The sequence below is a fragment of the Pantoea sp. genome (genome assembly GCF_039594315.1).
Taxonomy (GTDB): domain Bacteria; phylum Pseudomonadota; class Gammaproteobacteria; order Enterobacterales; family Enterobacteriaceae; genus Pantoea.
Map to the genome: position 1 here is coordinate 128,998 of NZ_JBCNNP010000008.1, position 19,998 is coordinate 148,995.

The 19,998-nt window shown below is 51.7% G+C and carries 12 protein-coding genes and 1 pseudogene; 10 read left to right on the top strand and 3 right to left on the bottom strand.

The features are described 5' to 3' along the window. Entirely contained in the window at positions 1-1,548 is a 1,548-nt protein-coding gene (locus ABDW13_RS08245; protein WP_343552035.1) for an FGGY-family carbohydrate kinase, read from the bottom strand. A 413-nt stretch (positions 1,549-1,961) separates the two neighbouring features. On the opposite strand from ABDW13_RS08245, the gene ABDW13_RS08250 reads away from it, so the two are divergent. From ABDW13_RS08250 to ABDW13_RS08280, 7 genes are all read left to right on the top strand, one after another. Next, positions 1,962-2,615 carry a DUF2291 domain-containing protein gene (locus tag ABDW13_RS08250; RefSeq protein WP_343552036.1) on the top strand — a complete coding sequence of 218 codons (654 nt, stop codon included), beginning with the start codon at positions 1,962-1,964 and terminating at the stop codon, positions 2,613-2,615. Next, positions 2,612-4,150 (top strand): sugar ABC transporter ATP-binding protein, encoded by a 1,539-nt coding sequence (locus ABDW13_RS08255; protein ID WP_343552038.1) that lies wholly within the window; start codon positions 2,612-2,614, stop codon positions 4,148-4,150. Before ABDW13_RS08250 ends, ABDW13_RS08255 begins: the two co-directional genes overlap by 4 nt. A gap of 22 nt (positions 4,151-4,172) precedes the next feature. Beyond that, positions 4,173-5,228 carry an ABC transporter permease gene (locus ABDW13_RS08260; protein ID WP_343552039.1) on the top strand — a complete coding sequence of 352 codons (1,056 nt, stop codon included), beginning with the start codon at positions 4,173-4,175 and terminating at the stop codon, positions 5,226-5,228. Positions 5,229-5,300: 72 nt separating this feature from the next. Next, entirely contained in the window at positions 5,301-6,248 is a 948-nt protein-coding gene (locus ABDW13_RS08265; protein ID WP_343552040.1) for a D-ribose ABC transporter substrate-binding protein, read from the top strand. 185 nt (positions 6,249-6,433) lie between these two features. After that, complete coding sequence (locus ABDW13_RS08270) at positions 6,434-7,291, top strand: DeoR/GlpR family DNA-binding transcription regulator (protein ID WP_343552042.1); 858 nt, start codon at positions 6,434-6,436, stop codon at positions 7,289-7,291. A gap of 192 nt (positions 7,292-7,483) precedes the next feature. Next, positions 7,484-8,236 carry a YoaK family protein gene (locus tag ABDW13_RS08275; protein WP_343552043.1) on the top strand — a complete coding sequence of 251 codons (753 nt, stop codon included), beginning with the start codon at positions 7,484-7,486 and terminating at the stop codon, positions 8,234-8,236. A 201-nt stretch (positions 8,237-8,437) separates the two neighbouring features. Continuing rightward, a complete protein-coding gene (locus ABDW13_RS08280) occupies positions 8,438-8,647 on the top strand; it encodes a glycine zipper 2TM domain-containing protein (protein WP_061718879.1) in 210 nt (69 codons plus the stop codon). A gap of 51 nt (positions 8,648-8,698) precedes the next feature. Here the strand turns inward: ABDW13_RS08280 and cynR are convergent, their stop codons facing one another. Next, on the bottom strand, positions 8,699-9,583 hold the full coding sequence (gene cynR, locus ABDW13_RS08285) for a transcriptional regulator CynR (RefSeq protein ID WP_343552045.1): 885 nt from the start codon (positions 9,581-9,583) through the stop codon (positions 8,699-8,701). A gap of 113 nt (positions 9,584-9,696) precedes the next feature. Between cynR and ABDW13_RS08290 the strand changes: the two genes are divergently transcribed. From ABDW13_RS08290 to ABDW13_RS08300, 3 genes are all read left to right on the top strand, one after another. Continuing rightward, positions 9,697-10,164 (top strand): nucleoside deaminase, encoded by a 468-nt coding sequence (locus ABDW13_RS08290; protein ID WP_343552046.1) that lies wholly within the window; start codon positions 9,697-9,699, stop codon positions 10,162-10,164. 461 nt (positions 10,165-10,625) lie between these two features. After that, positions 10,626-15,197 carry a hypothetical protein gene (locus ABDW13_RS08295; RefSeq protein ID WP_343552047.1) on the top strand — a complete coding sequence of 1,524 codons (4,572 nt, stop codon included), beginning with the start codon at positions 10,626-10,628 and terminating at the stop codon, positions 15,195-15,197. Beyond that, a complete protein-coding gene (locus ABDW13_RS08300) occupies positions 15,194-19,444 on the top strand; it encodes an RHS repeat-associated core domain-containing protein (protein WP_343552048.1) in 4,251 nt (1,416 codons plus the stop codon). Before ABDW13_RS08295 ends, ABDW13_RS08300 begins: the two co-directional genes overlap by 4 nt. 201 nt (positions 19,445-19,645) lie before the next feature. Here ABDW13_RS08300 and ABDW13_RS08305 read toward each other — a convergent pair. Continuing rightward, positions 19,646-19,795 (bottom strand): annotated as a pseudogene (locus ABDW13_RS08305) (ISNCY family transposase); the annotation flags it as partial. Between the last annotated feature and the right edge of the window lie 203 nt (positions 19,796-19,998).

The following is a 19,998-nucleotide window of genomic DNA, read 5'->3' on the forward strand; positions in this document are numbered from 1 at the left end:
TTAAAACTGTTTCAGCGCATGCCACGCGGCGGGAAGATCGCTGCGCATCTGCTGATAGGTCGGGAAAAGCTGGTTATAGCGTTGCATCAGTGCTGGCGCGGGCGCTTCAGGCGCATCAAGTAACGGCATCACCCAGGTTTTGACACAACTTTCCATTGAGGGATAAGCCCCGATCGCCACCGCCGCCATCATCGCGGCGCCCGCTGCGCCAGCTTCATCACGCTGGCTGATGCGCACCGGCGCACCAATGCAGGCGGAAAGAATCTGGCGTAACGGTTCGGAGCGCACCGCGCCGCCGGTTAAGCGAATTTCGCCTGGCAAGCTGCCCATCGCTTGATAACAATCGCGCGCCGCCATGCCGATGCCTTCAATCACCGCACGCACCAAATCACCGAAGTTGTGGGTGTAACTCAGGCCGGTAAAACTGGCGCGCGCTTCGGCATTAACAAACGGGCCACGCTCACCGGCGATGGAGATATACGGGTGGTAGAGCAAAGTGCCGGGCTTGGCGGCGTTGAGCCAGCGATCGATATGTCCGACCAAACGCGCATGATCGACTTCACAACCAAAGCTATTCAGCAGATCGCTGGCCAGATTCAGCAACCAATCGAGGTTGAGCGTTGAAGCCATATTGGTTTGCACTTGCGTGACGTAACCGGGCCACGGCAGGGGAATCACGTAACCGGTTTGCGCCGGATTGAGCCACACATCGTCAATGGTGACGCTACGCAAATGCACGCCAGTGGAACCGACAATCGAGCAGGCGGTATTGGCTTCGCCGGTATGCACGCCCGCACCCAATGCGGTCATCGCCATATCGACGTAGCCCAGACAAATCGGCGTTCCGGCACGCAAACCGGTGGCCTGCGCCGCCTCAGCGGTGAGCGGATGGGTGGTGGTGGTGCCATCGATGATTTCTGGCAATAGATGACGATGTTGCTCCAGCCCTAACGCGGCGATCACCTCATCGTCATAACGCTGATGGCGGAAGTTGCCAAAGGTGAAGCTGGCTTCCGAAGGATCGGTGGCACGAATGCCGGTGAGATTGAGGTGCAGCCAATCTTTGCAGTGCAGCGCCACTTCGCTGTTTTGCAACAATTCAGGGAAGAAGTGCTGCATGTGCGCCAGCTGCGATCCTTGCTGGCAGGTATTCAGCCCGGTACCGGTGGCGTTGAAACGCTGTGCTGCCAGCGGATGTTGATTGAGTTTTTCCACTGTCGGCGCGGCTCGTGCATCCAGCCAAATCCATGCATCACCCACCGGCTGATTGTTGGCACCGACCAACCAGCTGCCATCACCTTGTGCGGTGACCGCTACCGCCACCACGCGTGACGCCAGATTATCGACACGTTCACCCAGCTTGCGGATAGCAGTGACCGCATCTTGCCAGGTTTGCGTCATCGATTGCTGCGCGGCGCCGCCTTCGCTGCGGTAATAACTGTTGCGCACCGATGCGCATGCCAGCTGCGTGCCTTCCAGATCAAACGCCACCGCTTTCACCACCGAGGTGCCAGAATCCAGACCCAGAATGATATCGCCACCGTCCACATACACCTCCGAGAGAAGAAGAGTCCATTCAGCACCGTGCATCGTGTTAACGAGCTGTGATGATTTTGCTAAATAATGTCTTACACCACTTCTCATTGAGATAACATATCTCATGTATTATTTTTCGATAAAACGAATAAATTTCATTTCAGATGGCGAGGTTGATCACGAAAACAGCGTAATAGCTATTCGTTTTAGAATGAGGCATCGCGTGGAAAAGGCTTATTTGACGGGACTTAATCGGTTTGTGATGGCTGTAACACTAATTAAGCGATCCAGATCGCTGTCCTGAAAAAATTGCGCTATAGCTGTTGACAATTTAGTCACATCAGCACAATCCTCATCACACAAGTTATCACATTTATAACATTATCGATGCGATTATCGCAGTTGATACCGTGAGAGGTCACCTTATGTCCGATGTCTCGATACTTGCACAGCAAATCTCCCGGAAGCGGGTCAAACGCTACGCCATGATTGGCGTTGTGGTTGTCGCGGTGATTGCCGCGATGGCGCTGGATACCAAAGTGGTGAAAATCGGCTCGGCTGATGATGCGCAAGAGCAGGGTTTCTCGCCCGACAGTTATGGTCAGAAAACCTTCCCAACCATTCAGCAAGATGTGGCGGCACGCGCCGTGGACGCCAAAACGCTGGCCGACGCGCTGCAAGCGAATCAAGCCGACGCAGTGAAGAAATATGGCGTCGGCTCGCCGCTGCCGGTGTTTGCCGTGAAGTTAGAAGGCGTGGTGCAAGCCGGGCAAATGGGCATCTTCCCGCTGAAAGTGGAGGGCATGCCAGAAGGTACCCAGGTGCGTTTGCAAACGGGCCCGGCGATTACCGGCACCGATTTGCGTGATGCGAACGGCAAGATCCAGTTTGGTGATTTCACTAACCAAATTGAGTACCAGAACGCCGGTTCCGCCATCAATCGCGCCATGAAAAGCGCGGTACTCGACAAGCTGGATCGTGAAGCGCTGCCGGGCAAAACAGTTGAAGTGGTCGGTGTGTTCCGCTTGCTGAATCCAAAAAACTGGATGGTGACGCCGGTTAGCGTGGAGGTGAAATGAAACCGTTTAACGTTAATCCCGCCTTGCTGAAAGGCGAAGTGATTTTGCAAGCGCGCAACATCAGCAAAGTTTACGGCTCAACCCATGCGCTGAAAGGCGTCAATTTCGAAATCCGTCGTGGCGAAGTGACCACGCTGTTTGGTGAAAACGGCGCCGGTAAATCGACGTTGATGAAGATTTTATCGGGCGTAGTCACGCCAACCACCGGCGAGATTTTGCTGCACGGCGAGGAGAAAGTCTTTCGATCCGCTACCGAAGCGCGTGATTGCGGTATCTCGATTATTCATCAGGAGCTAAATCTGGCGCCCAACATGAACGTGCGTGACAACATCTTTATGGGCCGCGAAATCATGAAACCGGGCGGCGTGGATTATGCCGAAGAGGCGCGCGTGACGGCACATCTGATGGCGGCGCTGGAGGAGGAAATCGATCCGCTGACGCCGGTTGAGAATCTGCGTTTGGGTCAGCAACAGATTGTTGAAATTGCGCGCGCGCTGTCAGTGAATTCGCAGATCCTGATTATGGATGAACCGACCTCAGCGCTGAGCGCGGCGGAAGTGGCGGTGCTGTTCCAGGTTATCCGTGATTTAACCAGCCAGGGCGTGGCGATTGTTTATATCTCGCATCATCTGGAAGAGGCGCTGGAAATCACCGATCGCGCGGTAGTACTGCGTGACGGCGTGATGACCGCCTATGCCAAACGCGATGAGATCGACCTCGAATGGATCGTGCGCAACATGGTGGGCGATCACTTTGATCTTGGATCGCCACCACAAGGTTACGACTTCGGTCAAGCCGCGTTAACGGTGAAAGACCTGACGTTGAAAAGTAAAACCGGCATTCGGCTGGTGGATAACCTGTCGCTAGCTGTCCAAGCGGGCGAGATCGTGTGTATTTACGGCCTGATGGGCGCCGGACGCACCGAATTGCTGGAGTGCATCGCCGGACGTTTACGGCAAAGCAGCGGGCAGATTCTGCTGCAAGACACTGAAATCTCCTCCTTAACCATTTCCCAACGCATTCAGATCGGTCTGGCGTTAGTGCCGGAAGATCGCCAGCGCGACGGCTTGGTGCAAACCATGTCGGTGGGCGAAAACCTGTCGCTTGCCAGTATCGGCGAATTTGTGCGCGGCATGGTGTTGTCGCGCAGTCGCGAGAAAAAACTGATCACCGACAGTATTCGCAATGTCACGGTGAAAACCGCCGGTGGCGAAGCAGCGATTGGATCGCTCTCGGGCGGCAATCAGCAAAAAGTGGTGATCGGCAAAATGCTCGCCACGCGGCCTAAAGTGATTCTGCTGGATGAGCCGAGCCGTGGCATCGATATCGGCGCCAAAGCGGAAGTGTTCCGCCTGCTGGCGGAGAGCGCCAAAAAGGGGCTGGCGGTGGTGTATACCACCTCGGAAGTGGGTGAATGTCTGAGTATTGCGCATCGCATTGTGGTGATGAGCAAAGGGCGCATTTCGGCCATCTTCGATGCCAACGTGAGTAAAGAACGCATTATGGCCGCTTCAGGCGAGTCTCTGGTGGCATGACATGAAAAACGGAGCAAAACAGATGACTGACAGAACCCAAACGCTGGACTCAGCGCCGACGCCGGCGAAGAAGAAGGGCGACAAGCAGCTGAATCTGGCGCGTTTGCTGCTGGAAGGGCGCGCATTTATCGCGCTGCTGGTGATTATCGCCACGTTTTCCCTGTTATCACCCAACTATTTTACCGGCGCCAACTTCCTCACCATGGCGTCACACGTAGCGATCTTTGGTTTACCGGCGATCGGCATGCTGCTGGTGATTCTGAATGGCGGCATCGATTTGTCCGTCGGTTCCACGCTTGGCCTGGCTGGCGTGATGGCGGGATTTATGATGCAGGGCATCAGCCTCGACGCATTGGGCGTGGTGCTGTATCTGCCGGTGTGGGCGGTGGCGATTCTGACGCTGGTGGTTGGTGCGCTGGTGGGCTTAGTGAATGGCGTGTTGATCGCTTGGTTCCGCGTGCCAGCGTTCGTCGCCACGCTCGGCACCATGTATGTGGCGCGTGGTATCGCGCTGCTGATCACCAATGGTCTGACCTACAATAAACTGTCAGGCAGCGAAACCCTGGGCAACACCGGTTTTGACTGGCTCGGTTTCAATCGCATCTTCAACATCCCGGTCGGCGTGCTGGTGTTGGGCGTGGTGGCGTTGGCCTGCGGTTTCCTGCTGAGCCGTTCGGCGTTTGGTCGCTGGCTGTATGCCTCCGGCGGTAACGAACGTGCCGCCGATCTGTCTGGCGTGCCAGTCAAGCGCATCAAAATCAGCGTGTATGTGTTGTCTGGCATCTGTGCCGCATTGGCGGGATTGGTGCTCTCCTCTCAGCTGACCTCAGCTGGCCCGACGGCGGGCACCACCTACGAACTGACCGCGATTGCGGCGGTGGTGATTGGTGGCGCGGCCTTAACCGGCGGACGCGGTAACGTACGCGGCACGCTGTTGGGCGCATTTGTAATCGGTTTTCTCTCTGATGGCTTGGTGATTATCGGCGTCTCTGCTTACTGGCAGACGGTGTTCACTGGCGCCGTGATCGTGCTGGCGGTATTGCTCAACACCTTGCAATACGGACGGCGCGCTCGCTAACTCACGTGCGCGGTTTCGGCCGCGCACGGATATCCGTAAAACCTGTACCCCAATAATAACGGAGCACCAACTATGTTCACTAAACGTCTGTTTATCGCGGCTGCGGCCATGGCCATCACCACCTTTGCAGCGCCTACCTGGGCGGACAACGGTTTGATGACCATTATCGTCAACGATCCTTCCAACCCTTATTGGTTAACAGAAGGACAGGTGGCGCAGAAAGCGGCTGAGAAACTCGGCTACAGCGCTAAAGTCAGCGCACATAAAGGTGATACCAACACCGAAAGTCAGTTGATTGATACGGCGATCACCAACAAATCGAAGGCGATTATTCTCGATCCCGCTAACGCCGACGGTTCGGTGGGTTCGGTGAAAAAAGCCATTGCCGCCAATATTCCGGTGTTTATCATCAACGCCGAACTGAATCAGAGCGGCCTCGCCAAAGCGCAGCTGGTTTCCAACAACGCGCAGGGCGCAGCGGTCGGTGCGATGGAGTGGGTGAAGCAGGTTGGTGATACCGCCAACTATGTTGAGTTGGTTGGCCCGCCGTCGGATAACAACGCGGCGACCCGCGCCAACGGTTTTGACACCGTGCTGACGCAGTATCCCACGCTGAAAAAAGTCGGTCAGGAAGTGGCAAACTGGGACCGTACCCAAGGCTTCAACAAAATGCAGTCGCTGTTGCAGGCAAATCCCAACATTAAAGGGGTGATCAGCGGCAACGATGAAATGGCGTTGGGTGCAATCGCGGCACTGAAAGAAGCGGGCAAGCTGAATCAGATCAAAGTGGGCGGTTTTGATGGTTCACCGGATGCGGTAGACGCGGTGAAAGCCGGTACGCTGGCGTATACGGTGATGCAGCCGGTGGCACAGTTCGCACAGAAAGCGGTAGAGCAGGCGGATAGCTTCCTGAAAACCGGTAAAACCGGCGCGTCTTCGGAGAAGCAACTGTTTGACTGTATTCTGATCACCAAAGAGAACGCCGGTGATTTCGTTTCACCGTTTGTGTTGAAGCAGTAAAAGACGCGCAATAAATTGCGCCGCTACGGTATGTGCGGGTTTTGATAACTGAACCTAAAAAACGCACGAATTTGTAGCGGCGCGATTTATCGCGTTCTGTTCATCTCGCTGTAATTTGCCAAAAACACATTTAAACGCTGTAATGAGTGCCGAACCGCTTCCCGCTTCACTTTCCCGGATGAAATATGGCGCACAACCCGCAGGACTCTTCTCTAGGTGTATTCATGGCCGAAACCTTACCCAGCGATAGTCGCCAGGCGCGCCAATTGGCACGACGGCAGTTAATCGCCGAAGCGGTGATGGCTGAAGGTGCGATTCGTATCGAAGATATCACCGATCGCTTTGGCATCAGTTTGATGACCGCGCATCGTGATATTGATGAAATGGTTGAACGCGGCTTGCTGCACAAATCACGCGGCGTAGTTTCTGCCACGCCAACCAGTTTGGTGGAATCCAGCGATATCTATCGCGCCACGCGCCAACTGGAAGAGAAGCAGGCAATTGCGGAAGTGGCGGCAACCTATCTCGAACCCGGCCAGGCAATTTTCCTGGATGATTCCACCACGGTATTGCAGATGGCGCGCTTATTATCGGCGCGCGCGCCGCTGACGGTGATCACCAATTCCCTGACGTTAATGAACGAGTTGCGCAATGGCCGCGATATCACATTGATGGGATTAGGCGGCCAGTTCTATCACTGGTGCAACGCTTTTATGGGCCGCATGACGCGCGAAGAGATTGCCAGCCTGCGTGCCGATGTGTTTTTTGTGAGCATGTCAGCGATTATTGATGATGCGGTATTCCACCAATCAGCCGAAACGGTTGAAACCAAACGCGCCATGTTTGATGCCGCGCAGAAACGCATTCTGATGATGGATAACACTAAATTTGAACGTCGCGCACTGCATCGCTTCGCGCATTTGAGTGAATTTGATGTGGTGATTGTCAATCAGGGCACGCCGGTACCGATTCTGCGTCGCATGCAGGATTTGGGTGTGAATGTGGTCGTCGCGCCGATGAAAATCACCAATCATCCATTGTAAGGTCGCCATTTATGGTGACCAAATTGAAATGCACGGCCAATCTTTACATTTATTTAATTATATTCCCGCCTCTTTGATTTTTTTAGTTTCTTTAACACTATCATTGCGTTAATCGGGAATTTTCTGCTTATTAAATTCTCCCAATGCTCTACGTTTATTATTCGGCCCTGGTTCAGAATAATGAGGTATCTGATGCTGATTAAACTAAAACGTACGCGTACGCACGATGAGGACCGAAATCTGGCAATGTGGTTGGCGACGGCCGCTGGCGTGCTCAATGCCATCGCATTGGGTGCTTTTGGCTTTTTCCCCTCACATATGTCCGGCAACACCTCACAATTATCCAGTGAAGTCTCCAACGTTAATTTCCGTGACATTACTTTTCTGGCGACGATTCTTTTTGCCTTTGTTTGTGGTGCGGTGACGGCAAGAATGGTGGTGATCAGCGGATTAGCCAATGGTAATCGCATTATTTTCTGTCAGATATTATGGGTTGAAGGCATCGCATTAATTGCGTTAGCGCTGTTCGAAATTTTCTTCTATTCGCCCAATAATAACCGGGAAGTGATCGTGATTCTGGGTTTCCTAATGGGCGTGCATAATTCTACCTCAACGCAATTATCCAACGGCCGGGTTCGTTCAACGCATATCACTGGTACGTTAACTGACGCCGGTATTTCGCTGGCGTCGGTGTTAGCCGCCATGTTTCGCCGCGATCCGTCAAAGAATGTAGCGGGGCAGCGTCACCAATTGTGGACGCATCTGACGACGATTGCTTCTTTCCTAATTGGCGGGATTGTCGGGTTGATGATGTTCAAACATCTGGGTTTTAAAGCGATGGCGTTGGTCGGGGCAATTTTGGTGATTGTGTCGATGCTGGCGATGTTTAGAACCGTAATGCGGGTGAAACGTGTGGCAGGAAATGCGGTTGTGGGGGATCGCTAGTAATAAAATACGCGATAGCGGCGGCTTTTTAGCCGCTTTATTGCTACCAGCAGCAAATAGGAATTTTTACCTTCCACGATGTAAGAAAACACCTTAAATTCACGCCGACGAGCAGTGCCAGTCACAACAGATTGGGTATTTTAACAACAATCAAAAAATTAACGTTTTGCATGCCATTAATTCATGGCAGTGAGGTTTTGTATGCTTTTAAAACGCAGCTGTAATATCGCCATTGTCGTGTTGGTTATGTTTTCTGTCACCGCTTGTGGCATGTCGCATCGTGGCAGAAATACTGCGATTGGTGCCGGTGTCGGTGCCGTTGGCGGCGCAGTGTTAACCGGCGGCAGCACCTTTGGCACCTTGGGTGGTGCGGCTATTGGTGGTTTGATTGGACACGAAGTCAGCCGCTGATCACTATATTATGATTCGCTGCTGGGATTATTAGCAGCGAATCATTCCGTTTTATTTCTGCCAATTTAATAATAACTCCTCAAGCAATTTCTTTAATGCCAGCGTTGCTGCATGTCCTGAATTTCTTCGCATCAATAATACGCCGGTACGCTCAGCAAATGCTGGCGTTATTTTCAATGCGACAAGATGGCTATCAGGCCGAATTAAACTGTCTGGCATCAATGCCGCCCCCGACGAGTGTTGAATAAACTGTAGAATAACGCCAATGGTATTGGTTTCGGCCACAATGTTCGCTGAAATAGCCAATTTGCGCAATTGCGCATCAATTTGCGTGCGCGTGGCAAAACCATTATCCAGTAAAATCAGCGGCTGGTCGCCAAGCTCGTGCAGGCTTATTTCCTTGCGGTACGACAATGCATGAGTTTTATTAACCATCAACGACAACGATTCCTGCATTAATGGTGTAGCGCTGATTTCGTCGGCATATTCGCACGCATAACCTAGCCCGGCATCCAGTTCATCGGCCAATAGCTGCTGCGCGATTTGTTCCTGCGTCGCTTCATTAATGGTTAATTTGATACCGGGATATTGCTGCCAAAAGGCCGCCAATAAAGGACCAATTAACCATGGCGTAAAAGTCGGCGTTACGCCTAAGCGCAGATTTCCCCGTGATAAATCCGCCACATTGTGTAATGCGCGTTTACCAGCATCCAACTGTTGCAATGCCAGGCTGGCGTGCTGCTGATAAACACGGCCAGCTTCGGTAAGCCGAATAGTGCGACCGCTGCGATCAAACAACTGCACGTCCAAATCTTGTTCCAATAATTTGATCTGCTGCGAAAGTGCTGGTTGCGACACATACAACGCTGCTGCAGCACGCGTGAAACTGCCGTGTTGGGCAACGGCGAGAAAATAGTGGATATAGCGCAGTATCATTACATGACCTATAAGCTGAAATTATAGGATCAATAATAATTGAGACTTTTACCTTATCAAGGCTGAATTGTAGGCTTTTAACATCGACTTAACGTGATGGAAAAGGAGCAACAATGAATTTTGTAAAACGTACCATCAGCTTAGCGATGAAGAATGTAGAGGAGGGTGGACGGCCGTTTGCCACGGTGATAGTGCGAGATAATGAGATCATCGCTGAAAGTCCCAATCAGGTGGCGCAAACCAACGATCCAACTGCGCATGCAGAAATTCTCGCGGTGCGTGAAGCCTGCCGCAAATTGGGTACGGAGAATCTGAGCGACTGCGATATCTACATTCTGGCCAGTCCATGTCCGATGTGCCTCGGCGCACTTTATTATTGCAGCCCGCGCAAAGTGGTTTACATCACCACACGCGAAGAGTACGTGCCGTTTTATCGCGATGATCGTAAGTACTTCGAACTGGAGACCTTCTATGCGGAATTTGCCAAACCCATCGGGGAACGACGCATGCCGATGGTGCATCAAGCCGATCCAGAAGCGATTGATGTCTACAAACGCTGGCAGGCATTGAATAACGTCTAAGCGATCGCACGCTGGCACAATTGGGATGTTGCGTGATTGAAAAACTCCATCCGGGACCGCTTTACACGCAGCAATAGCGGTCACCAACAATGGCTCCCCTACAAAACCAGGTCTTTGAGCTGCAGGGGTGCCATTGCATTTATTAACCTTTCACAACGGCCTCATAGGCACCTTTAATACATCCTTTAAAATAAGGAACCACTCTCTGACTTATCAATTAAAATAATATCATTCCTTATAATTACTAACACCATTAATTTAACGCGATCCTATTTGGCATTGCTAATAATAAACATCATCGACTGAATGTTATTTTATTCATTTGTCGCGACATGTTTACCATTCATTAAAGTTATGCCTGCTATTAATTTAATACTGTCATCAGAAGTCATGATAGCCGATCACTCCTACCCGTCAGGGCATCTCTTACGGGAATGTAATATTACCCGAGGACGTATGATATGGCATATTCAAAAAAAGAAGTTGAAACATACCTCAATGCAGGTGATGAAATAACATTCACCGATTCATTTCTTGGCGGGACCAATCTGTCGGGGATTTATCAGAGAGTAGACGATGACGCAATACATTTTCGTCGAGGCTCCACTAACTTCTCATTGAATATTTGGAAGTTTGCTGACCTTGAACCACTTGAATCAAGAAAGAAAGTGGCGCTAAAAGATGAGGAAGAGCAAGCTTTCCTGTCATCTGGTGTAAATAAACGCATCGAAATAAAAAACAGCATGTCTCTGACTGAAATTTCTGGACGCGTTTTAGTTGAATTTTATTCTCCTTCAAATTTTGAGGACGATGCCAATTCTGATGATCACTTCTATCACGCTAGAGATGAAGACAATATTGTCAGACTCAGTGGGCTGGTAGCTAATGTAGAGATTAAAGACGATGCCCCTTCCATACTTTGGATCTCGCCCCTAGTGTTGGCTGGATTTAACGGCAGTCAGACTTCTAATACGCAGAAAGGTTTACGCTGTTCAACGCCGGAAGCTAAAAGCGGGTTTGCCAGTCATTTTTATCGCATCACCATTGGCGAAAGCGATGATTACGATGATCTACTTGGCGAAGAGAATGAGCCTGATAAACCAGTTGTTCTTCCTGTCGCCTGGTCAGACATCATTAACTTATATGTCCTTGCTAGTGAGCAGGAACTTCAGCCCACAGCCCACAGTGAAGAGGCGGAACCTCAACCTGATATCCCGCCGGTTGACGGTGGCAAGAGTGATAGCCCCCTCGAACATAGCGAAGGCTGGACTGTTACTGGACTATTGTCTGGATTTGGCTTGTCGTCCACGCTCTCTGATGCGTTGCCTGACATGACCGGTTTTGAGCCGGAGCAACTGGGAGCGGGTGAGCACATCTGGTCAAGTCCTGGTTTTTTGCTGGCCGATCGAGACCTGAATGAAGGTGAAGCGGTGAACGTCTGGGCCGTGCGTAAAAGCGACGGCATGTTGCTAAAAACCGTTTCGTTTACCCCCATCAAGTCTGCTGACCGCGTGCGCGCCGCCTGGCCCGCGAAGTTTGCAGAAGTCATCAATGCCGATAGTCTTACCGCCGATGGCAGTGTGCTATTGCAGGCGGGATTTTTATCTGACGAGGGAACGCGGAGTATCTGCATCGATACGCCAGACATGGCTACTTTCCGCGATTACGAAGCGCAACAGCGAGCCGAAGTCAGCCGGTTATGGACCTACGGCCCGTCGTACCGCGTGTTTAGCAACGCTCCATTTGCCAGCAACCAGGTGCAAGCTGCCAGCGTGCCGGATGTTGCGCTGCAAGCAGGTGATCAAGTGTGCGTGCAGGTGCGAGATCTGCAAACCTCTCAGCTTTATGAAACGCATATCTTTACCCCAGATGCCAGTGCCGCCACAGCAGGAAACTGGTCAAAGGCTTTGTGTGAGCAGATAAACCGCAGCAGCCAGATGTTGCGTGCGGGGATAAAAACCACCACCCACGTGGCACCAGCGAACAGCGGTAACCTACTGTGGATTCCACAATTGTCTTCGCTCACGGTAACCATCGATTCCGTAACCTGGTGGAAGTTGCGGGTAATTAACCCACCTAACTTGAGCCAAGGCGACGTGGTGTATCTGTACGCGTCAGACAAATATTCTGGCAGGCCGCTGGCGTCAACCTTCAGCTACACGTTGAGAGACACAGACAAAACCACGGCAATATTAATGGACTCTCTTAGTGATGCACTGAAAAGTGCGCCCCTTGGCACCTTCATCCAGCTTGCCGGGCCGTCGTTGCGTGAAATGAAACCCAGTGAAGACGAAGCGTGGTGGTTTTGGCAGGCGGGTGTGCCGGCGAATGTGTCACTTTCGACGTCAAAAGAGCGGGTGGCTTTAAAGGATGAGAAGGGCATAGCGATCACGCTTTCTTCGTTGTGTGGTGAGGGCGTCTTCGAAAACGAAGATGAAGAAATCGATAAATTCAACAACGGCCTGCGAATGACACTGCGTGATACGCTTACCGACCAAGTAACGGCGCAATGGGAATGGAATCCTGACAGAAAGGCGCAAGCATCAAAGCGCGCATGGAATGTGGCAGCAAGGTCAGCACTGATTGCCGGGGCAAGAGAAAATGGTATTCCATTACACATCGGCACAGAAAAGGGAGTGCAGTCTTCAAGTACTGATGACGCTAAGTGGAATGTGTGGCTACCAGAGCACATACCATTAATCGGGCAGTTAGTGAGTGTGTCGCAAACAGATACGAAAGTATTCAAGCTTACTGATAATGTCATGCAAAATATGCAGAATAGACTTATTCAGGAAATGCTCTTCACGTTTGTTCTTGAGAATGAGCTATATGAACTAAGCGAGAGCCATGAGGCTTATATATCATATATTGAGCAAGCTCTAATCCCGATGACTGACCCTTTGCAATTTTCTTATTTTTTGAAATTCGTCGAAACTTATTCATTACCTCATGATTTGATTTCTGAATTGAAAGGAATCGTTGATAAAATTAGTCATCTAGTGTTGAAAAAAGTGGAAAATTTAAAAACTACGTGGGTTGATTCTACAATGCTTAAATTTCCACCGTGGATTTACAAAAAAGATTTATTTGGCAAAGTTACACTCTCTAGTACGCTTGTTCATTGCATCATCACTTCTCGCGTTTACAGCCATCATTTTTATGGCCGTGAGCCGACAACCCCCCTATGGTTGTTACCTCTTCCTCCTGCGATAAATATTTTGAATTGTCTGCAGGCCTTTGACCACAAAATAATGTTGCGCGTCGGGAAAGCGAAGGAAAAACACTTTAGCAGTGTTTTGGCGTTGCATTTACTTCCTTCCGCAGTCACAGCAGGTGTACTCATCCAGCGGTTTTTGCAGTGCGTCGAGGGCTTTAATATACCTGACTCCAAAGACTTACTGGACGTTGTGAACAAAGGCGGGCGCATCTTTGAAGGCGTGAACTTACACTATCCCGCTAATGACCGTGAACTAAATACATCACCCTGCGCCGTAGCTTTCTTTATTAATAATCGAGGTTTTGGTGGTGGGACGAAGCTTTCACTTGAACCGCCGCTCAACACCCTTAACTTTATCCCTTCTGACACACTGTGTGCCGATTACAGTTCTACCGTGAATTCCGAGGTTTATGACGTCACCGCGATGAACGAGAACGGCGTCGATCCCCGCACCGGACTCTTCCACGCCCATTATCAGGTGGCAACCCTGCGTGGGCTTGCTGGCAATGGACCCGAACTCAACTTAACACTCCATTACTCCGCAACTCGTGCCAATGAAGGCGGAATGGGCGACGGCTGGGCTTTCCGTTTCTCTTCCTTCGACAACCGATTGCGCATGCTGACTCTCAGCACTGGCCAGATAGTCTATTTGACCGCAAAAGAGTTATATGATCTTACTGCCAGTGAAGCCGCCACCTTAAGCCGAGGCGGTTTGATCCTGGCAGGCAAGGCAACTAACAGCAATCGTAGCAAAAACAACACAGTACTTAGCTCCCTAACCGTGACCCTGCCATCGGGACGTCAGGAGGTGCTCAGCATGCCGCTCGAGCACGACGGTAAAGAAGCCAGCGAGAGTTATAAGATGTCCTGCGTTAATAAACTCAGCAAGGTCATTGAAAATCTGGAAAAGTGGAAAAAGGAAAAAGATTTAAAAACAAGTGACATCGAGCATCTCGATAACCAAATTAAGGACATGCAAGAGCGGATTAGTGATATGCGGCGCAGCGCGTTTATCCTTGCACCAATCACCATTACTTCTCCTCAAGGTGGCAGTCTGACACTGGTCTGGGAGGGGAAAGAAGGTCACGTTCTGCTGAAGGCAGTCAAAGATGGCAATATCCATTTGATGCAGGTTGAGCACGGTAAATTGGTTGCACAAGGGAGTGAGATCATTAGGTTTAGGGTGTTTCCAGATTCGCTGCCGGATGAGGAGTACAGCGTGCGGCTGGATATTACAAACTGCCTGCTGACCCAGCTAACCCGCACCGGCAAAAAGGACAATTCCGCCGTTCAACGCGTGCGCTTTGGCTACAGCGGAGATATTGCTCTTGACCGAGTACTGACATCAATTGCCGAGGAAGACGGTTCGCTGGAGAGCGTTGTATACCAAAAGCAGTGGAAGCAGGAAGAGTCTGACACGGTTGATAACTTACCTTTATTACAGGTAGAAAATAGTTTTCTCATCCCGGGAGCGGGGCAACCCACCATCACCAAAACATGGCGATGGGAGAATGCTAACTCTCTGGTTATGAAGAACGGCGAAACCTACTCGTCCACGGTGTACGACGGCATTGATACTTTGGGTCGTTTTCTTCGGCGCACTTGGACCGTTCGCAATCACCTTCATCTCCTTATTTCGGTAGTTGAAGAAGTGCCCGGCGTCTCGCGCCGCACCACCACGCACACTTACCCTGACAATGTATCCAGCACCCTTCCTGCCGTCAGATACCGCCTACTGAGCCAAGCCATCCAAACCGTTGTCACCACCGAAGACCTGCATCCTGCACCGGCATCTGCCGAGGAGAAAAAATCATGAGCCATGTTAGCGAAAGATCCCAGGTTAAGACTTCTGCCGTTACCGAGACGACATGTATTACCTATGACCCGCAGACTGGCCTGCCGGTTAAAATGGTGGCTGATGACGGCATGACCACACACTTATGCTATTACCCGGCGACCGCAACTCAAGCCAATCGCAGTGACAAAGTGCCCGATCTCGCCGGCCTGCTAAGTGGATTGCTTCTTGAGGATAACGTTGCGCTATGGACCGCCGCAGCCCTGCAATGCCCAGTGGTGCCAGACGCCTCTCAGCCGCCTCTGCTAGCCCAGTGCCAATATTTGGCTTTTCCGGATCAAAGTACCTCTGATCATACCTTGACCTTGTACGGCTATGCCGATGCCTCAGTTAACGCGAAGGGCATGCTGGAGCCTGATACTGTCCTAACCGTGGAGGGCATCACTGCGTCAGGATTCGAACGTCGCGAGCCCTGGGCGGCAGAAAAGCGGGACGGGAGGGAGGGATTAACCGTGTCGCTGGTAAAAAACGTTAACAACGCATCATCCGAGGGTGTTGCCCGCAGCGTTACGCGTACGGCAACCACATGGTACAAGGATAACACGGCCCGCCGCACGCAAATCCTGAATGAGGTCATGCGCACTGATGGGCAGGACGGCACGCTGACGTCTATAACCTCATCGTTACTGTCAACCGGTGAGAGGGCGATTGTATCGCAACAGGTTCTTTCGGCCCGCAGCGGACATTTGCTCAGAGACACACAACAGGATGAGAACGGTATCCCAAAAACCGCACGCTATCACACCTATGACGCACGCGGTCGCGGGCTGACTAGCGTCACTATGGATTACGAAAGCAATACGTTTTCCGTCGGTGTTTCCCCTGAAGCTCAAACCAAAGGTGAAGATGTCACCTGGACCGATGTGCCGGGTAGCGGGGGAACGTGGGTTGGTATCACCGGGCGCGATGGACGCCGCGCGCGGACACTCTATGACGGTCTACAGAGAGCCGTTCGCCGCGAACTGCAGCGTATCCCTGGCGACAACCATGCGGCGTCCAATTATTGTCGGATCGAAGACATCACCTACGACAACGCTGGGGCGATAGCGCAAAAAGTGTCCTGTGATTACCTGCCGGGTGGGCTCTGCGTGGAGGATGACGCCGTTAAAGCGGATCCGTTGCAAAGTGCCGCGTGGTTCTGGCAAGCAGAGAAACACAGCACGGCTGCTGAGTCCACCGGGGAAGTGCTCAAGTATGAGCAAGTGACAGGACTGTTTGCCAGCGGAAAGGTGCATACGCAAGAGCGCAGGCAAAAAAACCTCAACGACGGCAGTGTGGTCTTGACTCAAAAGCGTTGGAGCAAAAATGAAAGCGCAAATAGCAATGCAGAAATGCAGACCCAAGAGATCTTCAACGTGCGCGGACAGCGTACGTCTCTGAAGCAAACAATCCCAGCCATGCCCGGCGGCACAACGAGAATACGCACATGGCAGATGGCTTACGACGACTTGGGCAGGCAGACTAGCCTGTGCTCACCGGACGGGGCGACGGTGTTTTGGTCTTATCAGGGACTAAGCGGTACGCCGGTTAGCGTCAGCCTCATGCCAAAGAACGGGACAGCCAAAATTCTGGGCAGCCAAGCTTTGAGTAGCAGCGGTAACCTCAGCAACAAGATCATCGAGACGGTGCGAGGAAGCGATTCCTCCGGTAAAACGCTATTTAACCAGAAAAGTGTCACATTACCAGACAGTAGCGAGCTTGTTCGCTTGGACAGTGATGACGGAAACAGCGTTACCTGGATGACCAAAAAGGGCACAGTGACCACGCCGCTAGTTTCCTTCACCTACAATGCGACCACCCGGGTGCTCACGGCCGAGCGGCCGGCGCAAAAAAACTTGCAAAGCAGAATCGTCAGCGAAAGCTTCACGCCACTCCTGCTAGGCCAATGGCGACTTGACCGCATTGTTAGAACCCTTGTGCAGCAACAGCGGGCGCAACTCTCACTGCGAGGCCGCGCTGCGGTTGGGGTACAATATGCCAGCGGAGTCCACGCGCGAACGTTCAGGCAAGGGAAGAACATGCGCAGCCACGTCCGTCGTGGTGCGCTGGATTACCACTATCAGTATACGGCCTTGGGCCGACTGGCGAAGGTTGCCGTTCAGGAACTGCGCAGTGGACATAGTATGGTTATCGCCTTTGAACACGATGCCTTCGGGCGTGAAACAGGACGCACTTGTCACCTCGACGGCGCATTGATGTCCCGTTATGAACAAAGTTGGTCTGCAGTCGGCCAACTACTGAGTAAAGCGCTTTATCTTAAGGGAAGCACCGTCGCCGCCCGCACCGAAACCTTCATTTACTTTACGTCGATTAACGGGCTGCGGGACGAGTTGCAAAAATGGACTGTCACCTCAATTACCGGCAGCGAAATTAAAGATGCCGACGGCAGAATCCTTAAGGAACAAACCTACACATACGATGTACTTGGTAACCTGACAAAGTGCATCACCACATTTGCTGATAACAGCCAGGAAATCCGTGAGAATCGTTACGACGATCCGTCGCAGTCCACGAAGCGAACTTCCGTTGTGGTGACTTTCATCAGCACTGTAGGAGCGAGCGGCAACCCCGTAACACTTAATCTGCTGTACGATGCTAATGGCAACCTGGTTTTAAACGAACAGCAGCAAACGCTAACGTACACCGAGACCGGGCAGCTTCAGGCGGTAACCGATCTGGGTTCTACGTCGCCACAGTCACGCTATGAGTATGACGAGTCTGGTCGAATGGTGGCGCAGTGGGACGACGCAAAAAAACAGTATCGAGTGCTCGCCTACAGCGGTGAAATGCTGTGTGAGGAGACGTGGCAGGACAAGGATGGCGCCACGATTCGTCGTCGCCTGCTGGATGAAGAGGCGGGGCTCGTAGTGCAAGTGGTGCAGGGCAGTGGTGACGAGAAATCAGAGAACCTACTGTTTACTCTTGCAGATCCGCAGGGTAATGGCGGCGAAGAGTTTTGGCTAAAGGAAGATGGGCAGTGGGGCGCACGGCGCTTAGGGCTGACACCATGGGGTGAAGCACCGCTGGCAGACATCAACGCCATGCAGAGTGGACTGGGCTATAACGATCAGCGGCCCGACCCCGTTACGGGGCATTTCCATCTGGGCAACGGATATCGGGTATATGATCCACGACACCGGGCATTTTACCAGCCGGATGGCTTGAGTCCGTTTGGCGCTGGGGGACTCAACGACCGCGCGTATTGTGCTGGCGGTGATCCTGTCAACTGGCACGATCCGAGCGGACACATCATGATGAGCCGCCGGGACGAGGCGGCAAGTCTGGCTAATCTTGATGGAATGATAAAAGACACAGCACCACCATATCATGAGCCAACGCCGTGGTGGCAATGGGCGCTGCTCGCCGTGTCAGCGGCGGCGGCGATAGCACTGACCATAGCAACGTTTGGGGCTGCAGCCCCAATGCTTGCTGCACTTGCGGTTGTAACCATTGGGATGGGGACTGGATTAACCGCATTAGGGATGTCGATGCGGCAGAGTAATCCGGCACTTTCAGGCACGTTGGAAAGTGCCGGGAATATCACCATGATGATCGGATCTCTGCCAACGGCAGCGGCGGGCATATCAAATACAGTGGCGCGCGTATTTATGTATGCGACAGCGACGGCGGCCATTGCGCTGGAAACAGCGAGTGTCGTGCTGCATCAAAGCAACCCTGATCTAGCGAATAAACTAGGGTGGGGCGCGAAGCTGGCTGGTGCCCCAGAGCTGATTAATGGCTTGGTATCAGTGGGTAATGGAGTGAAGAAAGGACTGCAAGAACTGCGTAACTTACGCAATAACGTGAAGTTCCATGGCGTTAAGTCATTATTTAAACCTTCACGCTCATCTCACTATGCGATTGAAGATATGCTAATCAGCGGTGCCAAAACTTCGAAAAACGAATCAATTGGGCTAGTCGATGACATTACGACTATTGCTAATACAATCGCTCCGATAGAGGGTGACGATGCAATTGAACTTTCAAAAAATCTTCAAGATGATATGAAAATAGTGCGGTTATATATGCAACGTAGCAATGAAGCAGGACCGATTTTATTTTCTAATGAGTTTACAAATACGAGCCAACTTTCTGTAAAAAATGAAAGAAACCATATTGGGATAAAGAATTACACTGGAAATCTTTTCAGTCTGATGGCGCCTAATTGGGATGGGGCAAAACATAAAGATCTGGCTCTGCTATGTTAGATTAATTGCTAATTGGCATAACGGAATAAGCAGCCTGTTAGCGCAGGCAGCTTACGTTATTAGTGAGAACTACCATAACGCGGTCATGTTAATTGAGCCACTGGCGGACATTACTATTGGTCCTGTTTTACCAGTGCCAGCCTCAGCACCGCACCCAGTCGCTTGTTATCAACGTTCGCACCTGAACCACACAGGCAGTTAGCGTTGAAGCAGGCGGCGACAGTGCCGGTCGGAAATGCCAAGACGCTCAGCTGCGAGATGTGTTGTCAGCCGCCGGTCGACGACGTCCTGGATAACTTTAAGCCGGTTAACTTCGTTCATCGTGAAAAACTCCGCACCAGAAGCCGCCATATCAGGATCCTCAGCAGATAGCCCGAAGCGGCCAGGTAAGCTTAGCTCAGAACGGCCAGGTCAGCTTTGCCTCTATAATTAGTGTCTATCCATTATTAAGATGTCGTCTTCATAGCTAAGTTAAAGTGTCATCCTTTACATGGACAGAGTCTGGTTATCCGGGCGTGTTTCTGGGGTGAGCTACCCACGTATTTTCAGCAATC

Bases quoted from the DNA above. Each gene is read 5' to 3' on its own strand.
- ABDW13_RS08250 (WP_343552036.1), top strand. From the start codon at position 1,962: ATGTCCGATGTCTCGATACTTGCACAGCAAATCTCCCGGAAGCGGGTC.
- ABDW13_RS08255 (WP_343552038.1), top strand. From the start codon at position 2,612: ATGAAACCGTTTAACGTTAATCCCGCCTTGCTGAAAGGCGAAGTGATT.
- ABDW13_RS08260 (WP_343552039.1), top strand. From the start codon at position 4,173: ATGACTGACAGAACCCAAACGCTGGACTCAGCGCCGACGCCGGCGAAG.
- ABDW13_RS08265 (WP_343552040.1), top strand. From the start codon at position 5,301: ATGTTCACTAAACGTCTGTTTATCGCGGCTGCGGCCATGGCCATCACC.
- ABDW13_RS08270 (WP_343552042.1), top strand. From the start codon at position 6,434: ATGGCGCACAACCCGCAGGACTCTTCTCTAGGTGTATTCATGGCCGAA.
- ABDW13_RS08275 (WP_343552043.1), top strand. From the start codon at position 7,484: ATGCTGATTAAACTAAAACGTACGCGTACGCACGATGAGGACCGAAAT.
- ABDW13_RS08280 (WP_061718879.1), top strand. From the start codon at position 8,438: ATGCTTTTAAAACGCAGCTGTAATATCGCCATTGTCGTGTTGGTTATG.
- cynR (WP_343552045.1), bottom strand. From the start codon at position 9,583: ATGATACTGCGCTATATCCACTATTTTCTCGCCGTTGCCCAACACGGC.
- ABDW13_RS08290 (WP_343552046.1), top strand. From the start codon at position 9,697: ATGAATTTTGTAAAACGTACCATCAGCTTAGCGATGAAGAATGTAGAG.
- ABDW13_RS08295 (WP_343552047.1), top strand. From the start codon at position 10,626: ATGGCATATTCAAAAAAAGAAGTTGAAACATACCTCAATGCAGGTGAT.
- ABDW13_RS08300 (WP_343552048.1), top strand. From the start codon at position 15,194: ATGAGCCATGTTAGCGAAAGATCCCAGGTTAAGACTTCTGCCGTTACC.